The sequence below is a fragment of the Streptomyces sp. NPDC027185 genome (assembly GCF_055567035.1).
This window is the reverse complement of the sequence record NZ_JBVHRF010000011.1, coordinates 105,087-122,609: the sequence shown is the minus strand read 5'-3', so window position 1 is coordinate 122,609 and position 17,523 is coordinate 105,087. Positions and strand designations below refer to the sequence as shown.

The window sequence follows — 17,523 nt, the reverse complement described above, 5'->3', positions numbered from 1 at the left end:
GACCGCCGGCTGTCCCCGCCGTGCCGGTGCGGTCCCACAACGAGGAGTCCCGCCGTGACCGTTGAACACCGGCCCACCGCACCCCGTACCGCCGACGGGGCCGGGCCCGCCCCGCACCTCTGGCAGCGCGCCGCGCGCCGCCTGCTCGCCAAGACCCTGGCGGAATTCGCCTACGAGGAGATCATCCGCCCGGAACCCGATCCGGAGCCCGCGGCCGCGCCCGGCGACGGCGCCCCGGCCGACGCCGCCGCACCGGCCCCCGACGGCGCCGCCCCCGCCGGAACGCCCGCAACGTCTGGAACACCCGCGCCCGGCGTCGTACCGGGCGCCGGGACCGCGCCGGTGACCGATGGCATGGCGGTCACCGAGCCCGCGTCCGGCGACGCCCCCGCCGGAACGCCCGGCACACCCGTCCCCGGCGCCGCCCCCGCCCGCTACCGGCTCCGCGTGGCCGACGATCTCGTCTACCGCTTCACCGCCCGCCGCGGCGCGTACGGCCACTGGCGGGTCGACCCCGACTCGATCACTCCGGACGCCGATCCGCTGCGCTTCCTCGCCCGCGCCCACGACACCGTCCTGGACCTGCCCGGCGACACCACCGGGCACCTGCTGCGGGAGCTGACCGCCACTCTCGCCGCCGACGTCCGGCTGGACGCCACCGCTCTCGACGCCGGAGCCCTCGCCGACCTGGACTACGCCTCCCTGGAAGGCCACCAGAGCGGCCACCCCTGGCTCGTCGCCAACAAGGGCCGGCTCGGCTTCTCCGCCCGGGACGCCGCGGAGTGGGCCCCCGAAGCCCGCACCCCGCACCGCCTGCCGTGGCTCGCCGCCCACCGCGACCTCGCCCGCTACCGCGCCGTCCCCGCACTCGCCACCCCCGATCTTCTCTACGGCGAGGAGCTGACCCCCGCCGTCCGCGACCGCTTCGCCGCCGCCGTCGCCGCCGAGGGCCGCGACCCCGCCGACTACCTCTATCTCCCCGTCCACCCATGGCAGTGGGACGAGACCGTCGCCCCGCTCTTCGGCCCGCAGCTCGCCGACAGATCCATCATCGCGCTGCCCACTGACAACGACCTCCGCCTGCCGCAGCAGTCGATCCGTACCTTCCTCAACCTCAGCCGCCCACGCGCCCGCACCGTCAAGCTCCCGCTGTCGATCCTCAACACCCTCGTCTGGCGCGGACTGCCCACCGAACGCACCGCCGCCGCCCCCGCCGTCACCGGCTGGGTCCAGCAACTGCGCGACAACGACCCGTATCTGCGCGACGAAACGCGGGTGATCCTCCTCGGCGAGACCGCCTCCGTCACCGTCCGCCACCCGCTCTACGACCGGCTGCCCGGCGTCCCCTACCAGTACAAGGAGCTGCTCGGCTGCATCTGGCGCGAGCCGCTCACCCGCCACCTCGACCCCGGTGAACGCGCCCGCACCCTCGCCTCACTGCTCCAGACCGATCCGCACGGCCGCGCCCTGACCGCCGAACTGATCCGCCGCTCCGGCCTGCCGCCGCGGGTCTGGCTGCGCCGTCTCTTCGCCGCGCTGCTGCCGCCGCTGCTGCACTTCCTCTACCGCTACGGCACGGTCTTCTCCCCGCACGGCGAGAACGCCATCGTGGTCTTCGACGACGGTGACGTGCCCGTCCGGCTCGCCGTCAAGGATTTCGTCGACGACGTCAACATCAGCGCCACCCCGCTGCCCGAGCACGCGGCGATGCCGGACGAGGTCCGCGCGGTGCTGCTGACCGAGCCGCCGGCGTTCCTCACACAGTTCATCCACTCCGGTCTGTTCGTCGGCGTCTTCCGGTACCTCGCGCCGCTCTGCGAGGAGCAGCTGGGTGTTCCCGAACGGGAATTCTGGTCCCTCGTCCGGGCGGAGATCCTGCGCCACCACGAACGTTTCCCCGCCCTCAAGGAGCGCCACGCCCTCTTCGACCTGCTCACCCCACGGATCGAGCGGCTGTGCCTGAACCGCAACCGGCTGCACACCGACGGCTACCGCGACCGCGCCGAACGCCCGCACGCCACGGTCCACGGCACCGTCCCCAACCCGTTGCACGCGCCATGACGGGGCGGGCTGTCAGTGGTCCCGCGTAGGCTTGCCACGCTATGACGAAGCCCTCCCTCAACGATCTGCTGCACGCCGCCGTCGCCGCCGTGGGCGGCACCGAGCGGCCCGGCCAGGTGGCGATGGCCGAGGCCGTCGCCGAGGCCGTGCACGACCAGTCGCATCTGCTGGTCCAGGCCGGCACCGGCACCGGAAAGTCCCTCGGCTATCTGGTGCCGGCGCTGGCCCACGGTGACCGCGTGGTCGTCGCCACGGCCACCCTCGCGCTCCAGCGGCAGCTCGTCGAGCGGGACCTGCCACGCACCGTCGACGCGCTCCATCCGCAGCTGCGCCGCCGCCCCGACTTCGCCATGCTCAAGGGCCGCTCCAACTACCTCTGCCTGCACCGCCTCCACGAGGGCGTGCCGCAGGAAGAGGAGGAGGGGCTCTTCGACCCGTTCGAGGCGGCGACGCCCACCAGCAAGCTCGGCAAGGACCTGCTGCGGCTGCGCGACTGGGCGGACGAGACGGAGACCGGTGACCGCGACGACCTGACCCCCGGCGTCTCCGACCGCGCCTGGGGCCAGGTCTCGGTCTCCTCCCGGGAGTGCCTCTCCGCCTCGAAGTGCGCGTACGGCGCGGAGTGCTTCGCCGAGGCCGCCCGGGAGCGCGCCAAGACCGCCGATGTCGTGATCACCAACCACGCCCTGCTGGCCATCGACGCGATCGAGGGCGCGCCGGTCCTCCCGGAGCACGACGTCCTGATCATCGACGAGGCCCATGAGCTGGTCTCCCGGGTCACCGGTGTCGCCACCGGCGAGCTGACCCCGGGGCAGGTCAACCGCGCCGTCCGCCGGGCCGCCAAGCTCGTCAACGACAAGGCCGCCGACCAGCTCCAGACGGCGGCCGAGACGTTCGAGCGGCTGATGGAGCTGGCCCTGCCCGGCCGCCTGGAGGAGATCCCGGAGGACCTCGGCTACTGCCTGATGGCGCTCCGGGACGCCGCCCGCACGGTGATCTCCGCGCTCGGGTCGACCCGCGACAAGAACGTCCAGGACGAGGACGCGGTCCGCAAGCAGGCCCTCGCCGCGGTGGAGAACGTCCACGCCGTCGCCGAGCGCATCGCGGGCGGCTCCGAGTACGACGTGGTCTGGTACGAGCGGCACGACCGGTTCGGCGCCTCGCTGCGGGTGGCGCCGCTGTCGGTCTCCGGGCTGCTGCGCGAGAAGCTGTTCGCGGACCGTTCGGTGGTCCTGACGTCCGCCACCCTGAAGCTCGGCGGCGACTTCAACGGCGTCGGCGCTTCCCTGGGCCTCTCCCCGGAGGGCGCGCGGGAGGACGACGCCCCGGTCTGGAAGGGCCTGGACGTCGGCTCCCCCTTCGACTACGGCAAGCAGGGCATCCTCTACGTCGCCAAGCACCTCGCCCAGCCGGGCCGGGAGGGCAGCCGGGACGACATGCTCGACGAGCTGGCGGAGCTGATCGAAGCGGCCGGCGGGCGGACGCTGGGCCTGTTCTCGTCGATGCGGGGGGCCCAGGCGGCGGCCGAGGCGATGCGCGGCCGGCTCGACATGCCGGTGCTCCTCCAGGGCGAGGAGACCTTGGGCGAGCTGATCCGTACGTTCGCGGCGGACGCCCGGACCTGCCTGTTCGGCACGTTGTCGCTGTGGCAGGGCGTGGATGTGCCGGGACCGAACTGCCAGCTCGTGGTGATGGACCGGGTGCCGTTCCCGCGTCCGGACGATCCGCTGATGAGCGCCCGGCAGAAGGCGGTGGAGGAGGCCGGCGGCAACGGCTTCATGGCGGTGGCGGCGACGCACGCCGCGCTGCTGATGGCTCAGGGCGCCGGGCGGCTGGTGCGGGCGACGGGGGACCGCGGCGTCGTCGCCGTCCTCGACCCCCGGCTGGAGCGGGCCCGGTACGGCTCGTTCCTGCGGAAGTCGATGCCGGACTTCTGGTACACCACCGACCGCAATCAGGTCCGCCGGTCGCTCGCGGCGATCGATGCGGCGGCCCGGGAGGCGGAGAGCGGCGCGTGACGCTGCCCGGCGGGATCCCCGCCGGGCAGCGCAGAGCCCCGGAACCGGCGCAGTGGTCCCGGGGCTCGCTCGTGGGGGCGAGGTCAGACCCGCCGCAGGACCGCCACCACCTTGCCGAGGATGGTGGCCTCGTCGCCGGGGATCGGCTGGTAAGCGGCGTTGTGCGGCAGCAGCCACACATGGCCGTCCTCGCGCTTGAAGCGCTTGACGGTGGCCTCGCCGTCCAGCATCGCGGCGACGATGTCGCCGTTCTCCGCGACGGGCTGGCGGCGGACGGTGACCCAGTCGCCGTCGCAGATCGCCGCCTCGATCATGGAGTCACCGACGACCTTGAGGACGAACAGCTCACCGTCGCCGACCAGCTGCCGGGGGAGCGGGAAGACGTCCTCGACGGACTCCTCGGCGAGGATCGGGCCACCGGCGGCGATCCGCCCGACGAGCGGGACGTAGGAGGCCGCGGGCTTGCCCGCCGTCTCGGTGGCCGCGCTGCTGGCCTGGTCGGAGCCGCGGACCTCGTACGCCCGGGGGCGGTGCGGGTCGCGCCGGAGGAAGCCCTTGCGCTCCAGGGCCATGAGCTGGTGGGCGACGGACGAGGTGCTGGAGAGCCCGACGGCCTGGCCGATCTCCCGCATCGACGGCGGGTAGCCGCGGCGCTGGACGGAGTCCCGGATGACCTCGATCACCCGGCGCTGGCGATCGGTCAGCCCCGAGCTGTCGGCCCGGATGCCCGGTGGCCTCCCGGGCAGGGCGCGGGTGGGCTTCTGCTCCGCAGAGTCCGGCGCGGCATCGTCCATCGGTGTGCTCCGTGCCACTTGAGGGTGTTCGAACCGGCTCTGGGAGTGGCTCTGTGCGGTGATGGTCGCGCTGTCTGCGGTGGTGGTCACGTCGGCCCCTCTCGGAATGTGCTCCCTAGCTAGCCAACGGTAGTTGCTTTCGAAAGGTTGCGCCAAACACACGTTCGAGTGAAAATCTTCGAATCTGCTGACTCGCTCGCATGTCTGGTGTATGGGCTGTAGCTCCGAACGGCGATTCGGGCCCGCCGTGCGACCCGCTCCGCGCCCCGCGCGACCCGTCGCACCCGGAAACCGGGACGAGGGGAAGCCGCGCCGGGAGGAGGAGCGGCCGACGGCTCCCGGGGCGGACTCCTGATGCCGCTTCGCTCCGTATTATCCCCTTCGGCCGCCAGGCATCCACGACGGGTCCGGAAGGGGCGGGGAGCGCTCGCCCGAGGCCGGGTCCGCCCCTTCGTCGCGGTGTGCGGGATCTGCCGTCCCGGCCCCTGCGGCCCGCTGCGCGGGAGGCTTCCCGTACGCTCGTGGGTGACCCCGACGGCCTGCCTCCACCGCGACACGCGGTAGGCGGTTATGTGCGACCCGACACCACATCTAGTGCTTGGATGGCGTTCGCCACCTATAAGTTGTGGTGCCTGGTCCGGTGGGCCCTCCCGGATCGCCTATGCTGGTGACTGCTCCGAGGGTCCGGCAAGGGCCCCCGTGGGGCCGATCAGCCGTACGCGGATTCCGGTGGCGTACGTCCGCGCAGTTCCGAGATGAGGAGGGTGGAGCCATGTACTGCCCCTTCTGCAGGCACTCGGACAGCAGGGTCGTCGACAGTCGCACCACCGACGACGGCACATCGATCCGCCGCCGTCGTCAGTGCCCCGACTGCTCCCGCCGTTTCACCACCATCGAGACGGCGTCCCTGACGGTGATCAAGCGGAGCGGGGTCACCGAGCCCTTCAGCCGTACCAAGGTCATCGCGGGCGTGCGCAAGGCGTGCCAGGGGCGGCCGGTCACCGAGGACGCCCTCGCCAAGCTCGGCCAGCGGGTCGAGGAGGCGGTGCGCGCCACCGGCAGCGCCGAGCTGTCCACCCATGATGTCGGGCTCGCCATACTGGGACCGCTGCGGGAACTCGACCTCGTCGCGTACCTGCGTTTCGCGTCCGTGTACCGGGCCTTCGACTCGCTGGAAGACTTCGAGGCGGCCATCGCCGAGCTGCGTGAGCAGCGCGAGCAGGGCCCGCCCGAGCGGGAGTGCGGGACGTGCGGCGGCGACGCCGCGTCCGTTCCCGAGCCCGCCACCGCCGCCGACTGAGCGCGGCGCGATCACACCTGACCGGGGCGCGTGCAGGCGCTCCGGTTGCAGAACGACAGACACCGTGCCACGGGAAGAAGTGCGCACATATGGGCGTTTTTGCCCGTACAGGGAGGCGGAATGACAGAGACGACGAGCGGCCCGGCACGCGGCTCCCGCGCCAAGGGCGGCAGCAAGGCGAGCAAGGGTCTGCGCATCGAGCGCATCCACACCACCCCCGGCGTGCACCCGTACGACGAGGTGGAGTGGGCGCGCCGTGACGTCGTCATGACCAACTGGCGCGACGGCTCGGTCAACTTCGAGCAGCGTGGCGTCGAGTTCCCCGACTTCTGGTCGGTGAACGCGGTCAACATCGTCACCAGCAAGTACTTCCGTGGTGCGGTGGGCTCGCCGACCCGCGAGTCGAGCCTGCGGCAGCTGATCGACCGCGTGGTCACGACGTACCGCAAGTCCGGTGAGGAGAACGGCTACTTCGCCTCCCCGGCGGACGCCGAGATCTTCGAGCACGAGCTGGCGTACGCCCTGCTCCACCAGATCTTCAGCTTCAACTCGCCGGTGTGGTTCAACGTCGGCACCCAGCAGCCGCAGCAGGTCAGCGCCTGCTTCATCCTCTCCGTCGACGACTCCATGGAGTCGATCCTCGACTGGTACAAGGAAGAGGGGATGATCTTCAAGGGCGGTTCCGGCGCGGGCCTGAACCTCTCCCGCATCCGCTCCTCCAAGGAGCTGCTCTCCTCCGGCGGCAACGCCTCCGGCCCGGTCTCCTTCATGCGCGGCGCCGACGCGTCCGCCGGAACGATCAAGTCGGGCGGCGCCACCCGCCGCGCCGCCAAGATGGTCGTGCTCGACGTCGACCACCCCGACGTCGAGGCGTTCATCGAGACCAAGGTCAAGGAGGAGGAGAAGGTCCGCGCGCTGCGCGACGCCGGCTTCGACATGGACCTGGGCGGCGACGACATCACCTCCGTCCAGTACCAGAACGCCAACAACTCCGTCCGCGTCAACGACGAGTTCATGAAGGCGGTCGAGTCCGGCTCGAAGTTCGGGCTGCGCGGCCGGATGAACGGTGAGGTCATCGAGGAGGTCGACGCCAAGGGCCTCTTCCGCAAGATGGCCGAGGCCGCCTGGGCCTGCGCCGACCCCGGCATCCAGTACGACGACACCATCAACCACTGGCACACCTCGCCGGAGTCGGGCCGGATCACCGCCTCGAACCCGTGCAGCGAGTACATGCACCTGGACAACTCCTCGTGCAACCTCGCCTCGCTCAACCTCATGAAGTTCCTGCGCGACGACGACCAGGGCAACCAGTCGTTCGACGCCGAGCGCTTCGCCAAGGTCGTCGAGCTGGTCATCACGGCGATGGACATCTCCATCTGCTTCGCCGACTTCCCGACCGAGAAGATCGGCGAGACCACCCGCGCCTTCCGCCAGCTGGGCATCGGCTACGCCAACCTCGGCGCCCTGCTGATGGCCACCGGCCACGCCTACGACTCCGACGGCGGCCGCGCGCTCGCCGGCGCCATCACCTCGCTGATGACCGGTACGTCGTACAAGCGCTCCGCCGAGCTGGCCGCGGTCGTCGGCCCGTACGACGGCTACGCCCGCAACGCCGACGCCCACAAGCGCGTCATGAAGCAGCACTCCGACGCCAACGGCGCCGCCACGCGCATGGACGACCTGGACACCCCGGTGTGGGCCGCGGCGACCGAGGCGTGGCAGGACGTGCTGCGGCTGGGTGCGAAGAACGGTTTCCGCAACGCGCAGGCGTCCGTTCTCGCGCCGACCGGCACCATCGGCCTGATGATGGACTGCGACACCACGGGCGTCGAGCCGGACCTCGCCCTGGTCAAGTTCAAGAAGCTGGTCGGCGGCGGCTCCATGCAGATCGTGAACAACACGGTCCCCAAGGCGCTCAAGCGGCTCGGCTACCAGCCCGAGCAGGTCGAGGCGATCGTCGCCCACATCGCCGAGCACGGCAATGTCATCGACGCCCCGGGCCTGAAGCAGGAGCACTACGAGGTCTTCGACTGCGCCATGGGCGCCCGCTCGATCTCGGCCATGGGCCACGTCCGCATGATGGCCGCGGCGCAGCCCTTCCTGTCGGGTGCGATCTCCAAGACCGTCAACCTGCCCGAGACGGCCACCGTCGAGGAGGTCGAGGAGGTCTACTTCGAGGGCTGGAAGCTCGGCCTGAAGGCGCTCGCGATCTACCGCGACAACTGCAAGGTCGGCCAGCCGCTCTCCGCCAAGAAGAAGGAGGAGGAGAAGAAGGCTGAGCCGGTCGCGGAGAAGGTCGTCGAGTACCGCCCCGTCCGCAAGCGCCTCCCCAAGGGCCGCCCCGGCATCACCACCTCCTTCACGGTGGGCGGCGCCGAGGGCTACATGACCGCCAACTCCTACCCGGACGACGGTCTGGGCGAGGTCTTCCTGAAGATGTCCAAGCAGGGTTCGACCCTCGCGGGCATGATGGACGCCTTCTCCATCGCCGTCTCGGTGGGCCTCCAGTACGGCGTGCCGCTGGAGACCTACGTCTCGAAGTTCACCAACATGCGCTTCGAGCCCGCCGGTATGACGGACGACCCGGACGTGCGGATGGCGCAGTCGATCGTCGACTACATCTTCCGCCGTCTGGCGCTGGACTTCCTGCCCTTCGAGACCCGCTCCGCGCTCGGCATCCACTCCGTCGAGGAGCGGCAGCGCCACCTGGACACCGGCTCCTACGAGCCGTCCGAGGACGTCGACGTCGAGGGCCTGGCGCAGTCCGCGCCGCTGCAGACCGGCGCGCCCGCGCCGGCCCCCGCCGCGGAGGCCGAGGCTCCGGCCCCGAAGAAGCAGGCGCACACCAACGCCGAACTGGTCGAGATGCAGCTCGGCATCAACGCCGACGCTCCGCTCTGCTTCTCCTGCGGGACGAAGATGCAGCGCGCGGGCAGCTGCTACCTCTGCGAGGGCTGCGGTTCGACCAGCGGTTGCAGCTGACCGCTGAGCCCGCGGCGGGCGTGAATTAGCTGTTCAGGTGGGGTGTCGACGGTGGCGTCGGCACCCCACCCGTGCGTCGCGCCGGTACGGCCGGTACGGCTGCGGCCTGCGGCGCGATGCCGCCGGGGCGCCGGTGTGACTGCTCGGTCTGCTCGTCAGCGGCAACGACCCGCCGCGAGATCCTTGGGTGGGGAGAGGGGGCCGGCGCCGTGCCGGCTCCCTCTTCGCCGTCGGTGTGCCGGTCCGCCGTGGCTCCTCCCCGGCCGCGTCGCACCGGCGATTCCCGGGGCGGTCCACCGGTGTGGGCTCCCCGGGCGGGGCCGCGGTCAGGTCCCCATCAGGGCGGTGTACGCGTTGGGGTCGGCGTCGAAGCCGCGCAGGCCCTTCCGGAGCCGCCATTCGCCGTCGGCGTCGCGGGTGAAGACGGCGACGTTGGCCGCCGTCGACGGGGCGACCGAGGCGAAGTCGTCCCGGACGAGATCGGTGTAGCCCTCGCGGATCTGGATCTCGGTGTTGGGTACCTCACCGAAGGTCTTGCGGCCGCCGCCCTGCTGGATGACGACGCCCACCACGACCCGGGTGTAGCGCTCCGCCAGGCGCTCCAGCTCCAGCGTCATGACCTCGTCGGAGCCGAAGCCCTGGCCCGTGCGGCTGTCGCGGTTGAGGGTGATGGTGCCGTCGGGGGAGCGGCTGTCGAAGTGGACGAGGTAGGCCGGCTCACCCGCGGGGGTGCCGGCCTCGTAGGTGGCGGCGATGAGGTCGAGGTCGTTGTCCGGCTCGCCGGCGGGGCTGGGGTCCCACTTGAGCGTGACCTCGACCTTTTCGATGCCTTTGTTGAGCGTGCTCACCGGGCTCTTCCTTCCGTCGCTTTCCGTCTCACCGCCACGCGCGGAACGGCTCCGCGCGCGGTCGGCCGCCCTTCCCGGCCCGGGGATGGGGCGCAGGACCGGTGGCGGCGGCCGAGGAGCGCCGGGCGGTCCGCCCGTGGTCGTGCGGGCAGTGCGCCGTAACACCCCGTTGGGTGTCCATGGTGCCATGACGGCGTCCCGGCGCGGCGGGGCGAACTCTGCCTGTGGACAACTGCGTTGTCCGGGAATCTGGCCGGATCCGTTGCCCCGTAAGGGTGTTGGGCGGCGACCCGGCGGGGCTCACTCCTGCGGTTCGCCCCACAGGCGGCACAGGTGGTGGTCGAGGGCGTCGAGGGCGGCGGCGGGGGAGATGTGGTCGATCAGCACATGGGTGGTGAGGCCGTCGACGAGGGCGAGGAGGGTGCGTGCCTCCAGAGAGGCGTCCGCCTCGGGTGCCGCCTGGGTGAGCAGAGCGGTGAACGCCTCGTGGAGCGCGGTGTAGTTGGCGCGCAGAATCTCCGCCAGCGGGCGGCTGACGGTGGCCTGGGCGAGGAACGCCAGCCAGACGCGGGCCTCGGCCCGGTGCTCCTGGCGCAGCAGGGAGAGTTCCGTCGCCGCGTGCCCCAGGGTGGTGCGGGCCGACTGCGCGGGGGAGGCGGAGATACGGGCGGAGACCCGGGTGGCGATCCGTTCGCCGATGTAGGTCAGGGCGAAGGTGAGCATCTCGTCCTTGGTGCGGAAGCAGCGCTGGACCGCCCCCATGGAGACGTCCGCGCGGGCCGCGACGTCCCGGAGGGTGACCCCTTCCAGGCCGCGTTCCTCGGCGAGCCGGCAGACGGCGTCGGCGATCTGCCGGCGTCGGCCCTCGTGGTCCACCAGTTTCGGCATGGCACCCCGCTTATTCGATGCGTACGTATCGCTGATCAGGGTACGGTGTTTTTTCGATGCGACCGCATCAGTACGACTGGTGGGGGCCGGAATGCGACAGCACCGCCCCCGGGACGCCCCGGACGGGGCGGCGGAGGGAGCCGGAGATGCACGACGAACCGTGGCGGTGGACGGCGGAGGCCCAGGCGGTGGCCGTACGGGAGGGGACGGTGACGGCCGCCGCACTGCTGGAGGCGCATCTGGCCCGGATCGCCGAGGTCAACCCGGCGGTCAACGCGGTGACCCAACTCGTCGCCGACCGGGCGCGCGCCGACGCGGAGGCCCTCGACCGGCGCCGGGCGGCCGGTGCGGAGCTGGGGCCGCTGGCCGGGGTGCCGTTCACGGTCAAGGAGACCACCGCCGTCGAGGGCGTCCCGACGACCTTCGGCGCGGCCGCCTTCCGGCACGCCACGGCGCGCGCCGACGCGCCCCCGGTGGCGCGGCTGCGCGCCGCCGGCGCCGTTCCCGTGGGGCACACCAACATGCCCACCCTCGTCCTCGCCGGGATGCACACCCGGAGCGAGCTGTTCGGTGACACCGTCAACCCCTGGAACAGCGCGGTCACCCCCGGGGGCTCCAGTGGCGGCGACGGGGCGGCCGTGGCTAGCGGCATGGTGCCCCTCGGCCTCGGCAACGACGCCGGAGGGTCGGTCCGTATCCCCGCCGCCTTCTGCGGCGTCGCGGGGCTGAAGCCCACCACGGGCCGGTACCCCGCCGACCACCGCGTCGGCGCCGACGATCCCGCCCTGGCCGCCCAGGAGTTGGTGGTCGACGGGCCGCTCGCCCGCACCGTAGCGGACCTGCGGCTGGTCCACGGGGTGCTGGCCGGGGCCGCCCCGTGCGACCCGAGGGCCGTCCCCGTACCGGCCTTCGGCGCGCCGCTCCCGGGGCCCCTCAAGGTGGCGAAGGTGGCCGACCCCGGGGGAGAAGGGGTGCACCCCTGGGTCCGCGCGGCGGTCGACGCCGCGGCGGACGCCCTGAGCGACGCCGGATACGAGGTGTGCGAGGTCGCCGACGTCCCGCGCCTGGAGGAGACGCTGGAGGCGTACACCCGGATGACGCTCACCGAGTTCGCCGCCGGGTGGCCGCACATCAAGCCGCTCCTGGGGGAGGGCGGTCACCGCTACATCGAATGGGGCATGGCGCGCAGCCGCCCCGCCGATCTCGCCGGGTACCTGCGGCTGACCGGGGTCCGCCTGGGCATCCGCCGTGACTGGGCCGCGTTCCTCCAGGAGTACCCGCTGGTCCTGGGGCCGGTGTTCACGCTGCCGCCGTTCGCCCCCGGGGAGGAGCTGCGCGACCCGGAGAGCTCGGCGCGTCTGCAGCGCGCCATGCGGCTGTGCAGCGCCACCAGCTTCGCGGGGCTGCCCGCCGTCGCGGTGCCCGCGGGGGTCGCCGAGGGGCTGCCCCGGGGCGTCCAGCTCATCGGCCGCCCCTTCCGGGAGGATCTGTGCCTGGACGCCGCCGAGGAGGTGGAGCGGCGGCTCGCCGTCCCGGTGCCCCTCGACCCTCGTCCGTAGCACGGTTCGTCCGCGACGGTCCCCGGGGCGGGTGTGCCCGCGGGCGCCCCCCGGGGATGTTCACCGGGCGACGGCGGTGATCCGGCCGGTTCCGGGCCGTACGATGGCGCGGTGCTTGTCAAGTGGATTCGTCTCACCGTCGTGGACCGTCGAGGGTTCGAGCGGGGGCAGCGGAAATGGGCGGGACTGCTGGGGGAGCCGGGATTCCGGGGGCAGGGGGGCGGCTGGAGCAGAAGCCGCCCCGGGGTCGCGCACCTCGTGGCCTTCTGGGAGAGCCGGGCGTTCTACGACTCGTTCATGGCGCGCTCCCACGACCGGCTCGCCGCCGCCCAGGTGGGCACCTTCAAGGACAGCCAAGTCCGCCTCTTCGAGCACGAATTCGATGTGAAGGTGGGCTTCGAGCCGGTCTTCACCGACGTCGACGTCCTGCGGCTGGCGCACTCCCAGGTCCGCGCGGACCGCGTGGACCACTTCACGCTGGTGCAGGAGAAGGTCTGGAACCCGGCGATGGCCGGCTCGCCCGGCATGGTGCGCGGGATGCTCGGGCGCGCCCCCGGTGAGGAGTTCCTGGTCCTGTCGATGTGGCAGTCGGCCGCCGAGCGCGGCAAGTACCGCCCGGAACGGGTGGAGCGGCTGGCCCTGCGCGCCCAGATAGCGGCCGATGTGGAGGCCCTCGCGGGCGACGTCGTCCAACTCGAACCGGCGTGGACGGTCTGACCGCACGCCCCCGTACTGTCCGGCGCGCGCCGGGCACCTCCGGACCACGAAGGGCCCGGAGCCGACCCGCCGCGCCCCCGGCCCCCCCCCGGGGCGCGCACTCCCACGGTGCCACGCCCGCCGGACCCGAGCCGCGCCCCGTGTCCGGCGGTCGCGGCCCGCGCGCCGGGCGTTCTAGGGTGGCCGCATGGCACGGCCGCGACGCATCGTCCTCATCCGCCACGGGGAGTCGGAGGGCAATGCCGACGACACCGTCTACGAACGCGAGCCGGACCACGCGCTCAGCCTGACGGAGAAGGGCCTCCACCAGGCCCGCGAGGCCGGCGGCCCGCTCCGGGACATCTTCGGCGACGAGCGGATCTCCGCCTACGTCTCCCCGTACCGCCGCACCCACCAGACCTTCCGCGCCCTCGGCCTCGACCTGGACCGCGTCCGCGTCCGCGAGGAGCCGCGGCTGCGCGAGCAGGACTGGGGCAACTGGCAGGACCGCGACGACGTACGCCTCCAGAAGGCGTACCGCGACGCCTACGGGCACTTCTTCTACCGCTTCGCCCAGGGGGAGTCCGGCGCCGACGTCTACGATCGGGTCGGCGCGTTTCTGGAGAGCCTCTGGCGCAGCTTCGAGGCGCCCGACCACCCGCCGAACGTCCTGATCGTCACGCACGGACTGACCATGCGGCTGTTCTGCATGCGGTGGTTCCACTGGTCGGTCGCGGAGTTCGAATCGCTCGCCAACCCCGGCAACGCCGAGCGGCGCACCCTCCTCCTCGGCGACGACGGCCGCTACACCCTGGACCGGCCGTTCGCGCGCTGGCGGGAGCCGGAGCCGTACGGCATCTCCGGTTAGAGTGCCAGCGATGACCGCCGACGACCGTGACGCAGACCGCCGCGCGCGGGCCCTCGCCAGCCTGCGCGGACTCGCCGTGGGCGACGCCCTCGGTGCCCGCTTCGCCACCCCCGCGCACCTCCCCGCACTCCGCCGCCGCGCCCTGCCGCCCGGCCCCTGGCGGTGGACCGACGACACCGAGATGGCCTGCTCCGTCCTGGCCGTCCTCGACGCCCACGGCCGCGTCGACCAGGACACGCTCACCCGGTCCTTCGCCGACCACCACCACCCCGACCGCGACTACGGCCCGGCCGTCGACCGCCTGCTGCGGCAGATCCGCGACGGCGCCGACTGGCACGAGATCTCCGCCGCCCTCTTCAACGGCCACGGCTCCTGGGGCAACGGCGCCGCGATGCGCATCGCCCCTCTGGGCGCCTGGTACGCCGGCGACCCCGAGCAGGCCACCCACCAGGCCGAGATCTCCGCCTACCCCACCCACCAGCACCGCGAGGCCGTGGTGGGCGCCATGGCGGTCGCCGCTGCCGCCGCCCTCGTCGCCGACCCGGAGCGGACCACCGGCCCCGCGCAGCTGATCGACGACGTCCTCGCGCTGATCCCGCGCAGCGCCGTCCAGGCCGGACTCCGCCGCGCCCGGGACATGCTCGACTACGGCGACCCCGGCACCGTCGCCGCCGTCCTCGGCTGCGGCCGCCGCACCAGCGCCCACGACACCGTCCCCTTCACCCTCTGGGCCGCCGCCCGGCACCTCGGCGACTACCCGGAGGCGTTCTGGGCCACCGCCCGCGCGGGCGGTGACGTGGACACCACCTGCGCCATCGTCGGCGGCATCGTCGCCGCCGCACCCGCCGGAACCCCGCCGTCCGACTGGCTCGCCGCCACGGAACCCCTCCCCGGCTGGGCGCCCGCCTGATCCGCCGCGCGGTGCCCGGCCCGCCCCGGGCCGCCACCCGGGGGTGCGCCAACGACCGCCCCGGACCGGCGACTTCGCCCCGGGGGAGCGCCGTCCGGCACTCCGTGCCACCCGCCCCGTGCGCCCCCGTGACCGGCCTTCGCGGCAGCGGTCGCACCCTCATCCGGATCCGGTGGCGACGCACGTCCCGAATAGGCGTACGCTTGCTGGCGCCATGCCGTACGAGCCTCCCACCCATACCGTCGAGCGATCACTGCGCGCCACGACGGGCGCCAAGATCGTCGCCGGTGTCGACGAGGTCGGGCGAGGAGCCTGGGCCGGTCCCGTGAGCGTCTGCGCGGCCGTCACCGGCCTGCGCCGCCCGCCCGCCGGACTCACCGATTCCAAGCTGCTGACCCCCAAGCGCCGCACCGACCTCGCCGAGGTCCTCGACGACTGGGTCACCGCCTACGCCCTGGGGCACTCCTCCCCGGAGGAGATCGACGCCCTGGGGATGACCGCGGCGCTCCGGCTCGCGGCCGTCCGCGCCTTGGAGGCGCTGCCGGTCCGCCCGGACGCGGTCATCCTCGACGGCAAGCACGACTACCTGGGCGCGCCATGGCGGGTCCGCACGGTCATCAAGGGCGACCAGTCCTGCATCGCGGTCGCCGCCGCATCCGTGATCGCCAAGGTGCGACGCGACGCGATGATGGCCGAACTGGGCGCGGAACACGCCGCGTTCGACTTCGCGGGCAACGCCGGCTACCCCTCCCCGACCCATCGCACCGCCCTGGAGGAGCACGGTCCCACGCCGTACCACCGGGTGTCGTGGTCCTACATGGACGCGTTGCCCCGGTGGCGGCATCTGAAGAAGGTGCGCGTCACCCCCGAAGCAGCCGCTCTGAAGGCCGGTGGCCAACTCGGCTTCGACTTCTGAGCGGTGCGGGCGCCGAGGCGGACCCGCCGACGCGTCCCGCACCCACGTTTGATAGACAACCCTTCATGCCTCTCATCCCCGAGGAGCCTCAGATTCACGAGAGTGTCCCGGGTCCCCGCGCAACTCCGGCCGCCGGCCGCACCGCGCCGACCCCTCGACCCGTTCCTGGCCCCGGCCCCCGCCCCGCACCCGGGCGCGGACCCCACGCGGCAGGAGTCCGTCCGGGCAAGCCCGGCCCGCCCGCCCCGCCGCGGGGGCCCGTCACGGCCCCGCCCGCACAGCGCACCGGCCCTCGCCCCGCGGCGGCCACCGACGCGCAGCTCCAGCTGATCCCGGCCCCCGCCGACGGCGCCCTGGACGCCGCCGACGAGGCCGTCGATCTGCTGCTGGACTCCGGACGCGCACCGAGCGACATCCTGGTGCTCACGACCGGTGACCCGCACCCCTGGGCCGCGCACGAACTGTCCTTCGGCGAGGCGTCCTACTGGGCGCAGTACGACGCCGCGGACGACGTGTTCTACGCGGACGCCCGCGCCACCCGGCCCGCCGGACGGCCCGTCGTGGTCGTCGCGGTCAACGGCGGCACCGACGAGACCACGGCGCAGGCCCTGCCCGCCGCCCTGGCGCGCGCCGGAGCGCTGCTGATCGTCTGCGGTGACCCGCAGCGGATCAACGCGGTGCTCGGCACCTCCGCCTGACCCTTCCCGTACGCAGCGGCCCGCCGGCCACCAGGCCGGTCGGGCCCGCACGCGTGCCCGGGAACGGCCGTTGCCGCCGGAGCCGCGTGCCCGCCGCCACGGGCGCGGTGGAGACAGGACGCGGGTGCCGCCGTGGCGTCCCGTGCGCGGCCGGCCCGTACGCCCCGCGCCCGCCCGGAAGCGCCGGCCCGGCTTCCGCAGCGGCCCGCCGCCCCGGGCCCGCCGTCTCAACTCCCGCTCGCGGCAACGCTCCTTGGCCCCCGGGTGCCCGCCGGATCCTCGGGTTCCGGCAGGTGCCGGGGCCGCTCCACGCCGTCGGGGAGCCGCCGCGTCCCGCCCGGCCGCCGCACCGTCTCCGCCCGGGGCCGCTCACCACCGGCCGCGACCACGGCCCGTCCACCCGGCTTCGTCCGCCCGCCCGGCCGCCGCCCGCCGCGCTCCTCGCCCAGCACCCGCCAGCGCTCGCCGTTCATCATGAGGTACGCCCCGCACCGCAGCCCGTGCAGTGTGCACGCGTCCCGCAGCCCCCACATCCAGGCGCCGTCGGTCTCCGTCCACCGCAGCTCGCCCGTACGGCAGTACACGAGGACGGCCGTACGCACCGGGATCCGCAACCGCAGGTCGTGCGGCACGATCCGGCGCAGATGGACCAGCAGGGCGTGGCGGAACCGCCAGCCGTCGGGCTCGGCGGCGGTGAGGGTGAACGACGCGCTCGCCCGCACCCGCTGATCCGGATCGAGTACCACCACCACCGCGGTGGACGGCACCGGGGCGTGCCTCTCGTGCACCCCGTTGATCAGCTCACGGGGGTTACGCAGCAGGGGAATCCCGGCCGTGGCCCATTCGGCGGGCTCCAGCAGTCGGCCGGGCCGGGCGGCCGGAGCGGCGGACGCGGACCGGGCTGCGGGCATGAGCGGGGCGTCGGCGAAGTCCACATTCCTCCCTTCGGGCGCACCTCCCTCGGCGGGCGGCGCGGGGTGTGCGA

General features: G+C 73.2%; 14 protein-coding genes. 10 read left to right on the top strand and 4 right to left on the bottom strand.

Annotated features, from left to right (window positions below):
* Positions 1-54 precede the first annotated feature (54 nt).
* The gene (locus ACZ4M8_RS28740) at positions 55-2,061 is read left to right on the top strand and encodes an IucA/IucC family protein (RefSeq protein ID WP_467612551.1); all 2,007 of its coding nucleotides are present in this window, start codon (positions 55-57) and stop codon (positions 2,059-2,061) included.
* A gap of 41 nt (positions 2,062-2,102) precedes the next feature.
* Entirely contained in the window at positions 2,103-4,079 is a 1,977-nt protein-coding gene (locus ACZ4M8_RS28735; RefSeq protein ID WP_467612548.1) for an ATP-dependent DNA helicase, read from the top strand.
* Positions 4,080-4,162: 83 nt separating this feature from the next.
* On the opposite strand, the gene lexA is transcribed toward ACZ4M8_RS28735, so the two are convergent.
* Positions 4,163-4,963 (bottom strand): transcriptional repressor LexA, encoded by an 801-nt coding sequence (gene lexA / locus ACZ4M8_RS28730; protein WP_399084827.1) that lies wholly within the window; start codon positions 4,961-4,963, stop codon positions 4,163-4,165.
* 682 nt (positions 4,964-5,645) lie between these two features.
* On the opposite strand from lexA, the gene nrdR reads away from it, so the two are divergent.
* A complete protein-coding gene (gene nrdR / locus ACZ4M8_RS28725; RefSeq protein ID WP_467612545.1) occupies positions 5,646-6,173 on the top strand; it encodes a transcriptional regulator NrdR in 528 nt (175 codons plus the stop codon).
* 120 nt (positions 6,174-6,293) lie between these two features.
* Positions 6,294-9,155 (top strand): vitamin B12-dependent ribonucleotide reductase, encoded by a 2,862-nt coding sequence (locus ACZ4M8_RS28720; protein WP_467612542.1) that lies wholly within the window; start codon positions 6,294-6,296, stop codon positions 9,153-9,155.
* A gap of 326 nt (positions 9,156-9,481) precedes the next feature.
* Here ACZ4M8_RS28720 and ACZ4M8_RS28715 read toward each other — a convergent pair whose 3' ends face one another.
* On the bottom strand, positions 9,482-10,099 hold the full coding sequence (locus tag ACZ4M8_RS28715) for a TerD family protein (protein WP_467612692.1): 618 nt from the start codon (positions 10,097-10,099) through the stop codon (positions 9,482-9,484).
* A gap of 204 nt (positions 10,100-10,303) precedes the next feature.
* Complete coding sequence (locus tag ACZ4M8_RS28710; protein WP_467612539.1) at positions 10,304-10,891, bottom strand: TetR/AcrR family transcriptional regulator; 588 nt, start codon at positions 10,889-10,891, stop codon at positions 10,304-10,306.
* Between the two features lie 146 nt (positions 10,892-11,037).
* Here ACZ4M8_RS28710 and ACZ4M8_RS28705 point away from each other — a divergent pair, with 146 nt between their 5' ends.
* The 6 genes from ACZ4M8_RS28705 (at position 11,038) to ACZ4M8_RS28680 (ending at position 16,538) form a co-directional block, all read left to right on the top strand.
* The gene (locus ACZ4M8_RS28705; protein WP_467612536.1) at positions 11,038-12,450 is read left to right on the top strand and encodes an amidase; all 1,413 of its coding nucleotides are present in this window, start codon (positions 11,038-11,040) and stop codon (positions 12,448-12,450) included.
* Between the two features lie 111 nt (positions 12,451-12,561).
* Positions 12,562-13,167: a YdbC family protein gene (locus ACZ4M8_RS28700; protein WP_450957690.1), complete on the top strand. Its 606-nt coding sequence runs from the start codon at positions 12,562-12,564 to the stop codon at positions 13,165-13,167.
* Between the two features lie 187 nt (positions 13,168-13,354).
* A complete protein-coding gene (locus tag ACZ4M8_RS28695) occupies positions 13,355-14,014 on the top strand; it encodes a histidine phosphatase family protein (RefSeq protein WP_467612533.1) in 660 nt (219 codons plus the stop codon).
* A 10-nt stretch (positions 14,015-14,024) separates the two neighbouring features.
* Positions 14,025-14,924, top strand: a complete 900-nt coding sequence (locus ACZ4M8_RS28690) for an ADP-ribosylglycohydrolase family protein (RefSeq protein ID WP_467612530.1) — start codon at positions 14,025-14,027, stop codon at positions 14,922-14,924.
* 214 nt (positions 14,925-15,138) lie between these two features.
* The gene (locus ACZ4M8_RS28685; protein ID WP_399084803.1) at positions 15,139-15,840 is read left to right on the top strand and encodes a ribonuclease HII; all 702 of its coding nucleotides are present in this window, start codon (positions 15,139-15,141) and stop codon (positions 15,838-15,840) included.
* A 65-nt stretch (positions 15,841-15,905) separates the two neighbouring features.
* On the top strand, positions 15,906-16,538 hold the full coding sequence (locus tag ACZ4M8_RS28680) for a hypothetical protein (protein WP_399084801.1): 633 nt from the start codon (positions 15,906-15,908) through the stop codon (positions 16,536-16,538).
* Between the two features lie 227 nt (positions 16,539-16,765).
* On the opposite strand, the gene ACZ4M8_RS28675 is transcribed toward ACZ4M8_RS28680, so the two are convergent.
* Positions 16,766-17,449 carry a hypothetical protein gene (locus ACZ4M8_RS28675; protein WP_467612689.1) on the bottom strand — a complete coding sequence of 228 codons (684 nt, stop codon included), beginning with the start codon at positions 17,447-17,449 and terminating at the stop codon, positions 16,766-16,768.
* Between the last annotated feature and the right edge of the window lie 74 nt (positions 17,450-17,523).

Excerpts from the sequence above, each read along its gene's own strand:
- ACZ4M8_RS28735 (WP_467612548.1), top strand. The coding sequence starts at position 2,103 with ATGACGAAGCCCTCCCTCAACGATCTGCTGCACGCCGCCGTCGCCGCC.
- nrdR (WP_467612545.1), top strand. The coding sequence starts at position 5,646 with ATGTACTGCCCCTTCTGCAGGCACTCGGACAGCAGGGTCGTCGACAGT.
- ACZ4M8_RS28720 (WP_467612542.1), top strand. The coding sequence starts at position 6,294 with ATGACAGAGACGACGAGCGGCCCGGCACGCGGCTCCCGCGCCAAGGGC.
- ACZ4M8_RS28710 (WP_467612539.1), bottom strand. The coding sequence starts at position 10,891 with ATGCCGAAACTGGTGGACCACGAGGGCCGACGCCGGCAGATCGCCGAC.
- ACZ4M8_RS28705 (WP_467612536.1), top strand. The coding sequence starts at position 11,038 with ATGCACGACGAACCGTGGCGGTGGACGGCGGAGGCCCAGGCGGTGGCC.
- ACZ4M8_RS28695 (WP_467612533.1), top strand. The coding sequence starts at position 13,355 with ATGGCACGGCCGCGACGCATCGTCCTCATCCGCCACGGGGAGTCGGAG.
- ACZ4M8_RS28690 (WP_467612530.1), top strand. The coding sequence starts at position 14,025 with ATGACCGCCGACGACCGTGACGCAGACCGCCGCGCGCGGGCCCTCGCC.
- ACZ4M8_RS28685 (WP_399084803.1), top strand. The coding sequence starts at position 15,139 with ATGCCGTACGAGCCTCCCACCCATACCGTCGAGCGATCACTGCGCGCC.
- ACZ4M8_RS28680 (WP_399084801.1), top strand. The coding sequence starts at position 15,906 with ATGCCTCTCATCCCCGAGGAGCCTCAGATTCACGAGAGTGTCCCGGGT.
- ACZ4M8_RS28675 (WP_467612689.1), bottom strand. The coding sequence starts at position 17,449 with ATGCCCGCAGCCCGGTCCGCGTCCGCCGCTCCGGCCGCCCGGCCCGGC.